This is a genomic window from Protofrankia symbiont of Coriaria myrtifolia (assembly GCF_900634755.1).
Lineage (GTDB): Bacteria > Actinomycetota > Actinomycetes > Frankiales > Frankiaceae > Protofrankia > Protofrankia coriariae.
Window position 1 is genome coordinate 1 of sequence record NZ_CAAAFS010000135.1, and the last position, 1552, is coordinate 1552.

Sequence of the window (1552 nt, forward strand, 5' to 3'; positions counted from 1 at the left end):
ACGTACGGCGGCAAGGTCGGCGTCCACCATCATCCCGACAAGAGCGCGGAAGCCGACGGCTGGTCGCCGGCCGAGCAGACCCCGCGCCTTGGATGCGTCGCCGACGAGCACGTTGACCTCCGCGGGCCGCAGGAAACGCAGGTCCTGAACGACGTATAGGTTCAGTCGTCTATTCCGAGTTCATGAGGACGGGGCGCCTGGGGGCCACGCGCCGCGGCCGCCGGTGTCGGGCGGCGTGCGGCCTGCCGGGCAGTGTGACCGTGTCCGTGGCGACCGTGCCGGTCGCTGCGTTTTGCGCTGTCACGTCACGGTGCTCGGGGTAGTCGGGGTGCTCGGGGTATCGGGTGTGACGTGCTCCGCCCGCTGGGCGCTGCTTCGGGTTGCTGCCGGCGCTGTCGCCGCGGTTGCCGTCGCCGCGGCGGCAGCTGCGAGGACGTGGGCCGAGGTGGTGAGGCCGAAGTCCGTCTCCGGGGCGTCATTGGTGTTGCGCAGCCGCCGGTGGAACTCGCGCACGGCCGCCTCATGCCCCTTGTCCTGGCGTCCCTGCCAGACAGCGCGGCCACCGACGGTCAGCGACCGGAAGTCGTCGAGGACGAGGTGCGTGTCGCCGGCCAGCGCCTCCAGACGCTCCTTGCCGACGCCGGCCGGGCGCGCGGAGGAGTAGACGATCACCGAGGCCGACTGATCGGCGTGCCCGAGCACGACCGTCACGTCGTCGGCGAGCAGCACGCCCCCGCGTCCGGCCGGATGCGCCCGCACCGACACGATCTCCGAGGGGTTCAGGAACGTGCAGGTGTCGACGAAGTGGCAGACCTCCCCGAGCAGCCGTCCGCCCTGGCGGCGGTCGGCGTACCAGTGCCCGTCCGTGACCTTCCCGGCCGCAACCCGGTAGATCATGGTGAGCGGGGACGTCCGGGCGTCGAGCTGTTCCCGGGCGAGCCGGGCCGCGGGTGACCAGCGCCGGTTGAAACCGGTGAACAGGACGCCGTCGGCGCCGCGGGCGGCGTCCGCCACCGCCCGCAGCTCGTCGAAGGACAGCGCCAGCGGCTTCTCGCACCAAACGTGCCGGCCGGCCTCCAGCGCCCGTACGACCAGGTCGGCGTGGGCGTCGTGCGGGGTCGCGATGACCACCACGTCGACGTCGGGATCGTCGATGACGGCGTCCGGGCTGCCGGCGATCCGCGTGAAGCCGGCGCGCTCCCCGAAGCGCCGGGCGCGCAGCCCACCGGCCGAGCCGACCGTGACGAAGCGGTCGAAGCCCGCGGCCCGGAAGGCGGGCAGCAGCACGGTGGCGGAGAAGGCGCCGGCGCCGATCCAGCCGATGCCGTAGCGCCGGCCGGCGTCCCGTGTGCTGTCGGTGTGTGCGCCGTTGTCGTGTGCGCTGTCGCCTGCGCGGGCGGCGCGGCGTGCCCCGGCCGGCCCGGGGAGAACGGGCAGCCCGGGGACCCGGGAGAGCCCGGCCGCCAGGGATGACCCTGGCAGCCGCAGCGGCAGGGACAACCGGGAGGCACCGGACGGCCCCGGCAGCCCGGACAGCCCCGACAGCCGTCCT

At 74.1% G+C, this 1552-nt stretch carries 1 protein-coding gene and 1 pseudogene; both read right to left on the reverse strand.

Features of this window, described 5'->3' with window-relative positions; genetic code table 11:
• Nucleotides 1–156: pseudogene (locus CM1CMNOD_RS23915) on the reverse strand (GDP-mannose 4,6-dehydratase); the annotation flags it as partial.
• Nucleotides 157–300: 144 nt separating this feature from the next.
• A partial coding sequence (locus CM1CMNOD_RS07615; protein ID WP_131773921.1) for a Gfo/Idh/MocA family protein occupies nucleotides 301–1552 on the reverse strand: 1252 nt, incomplete at its 5' end.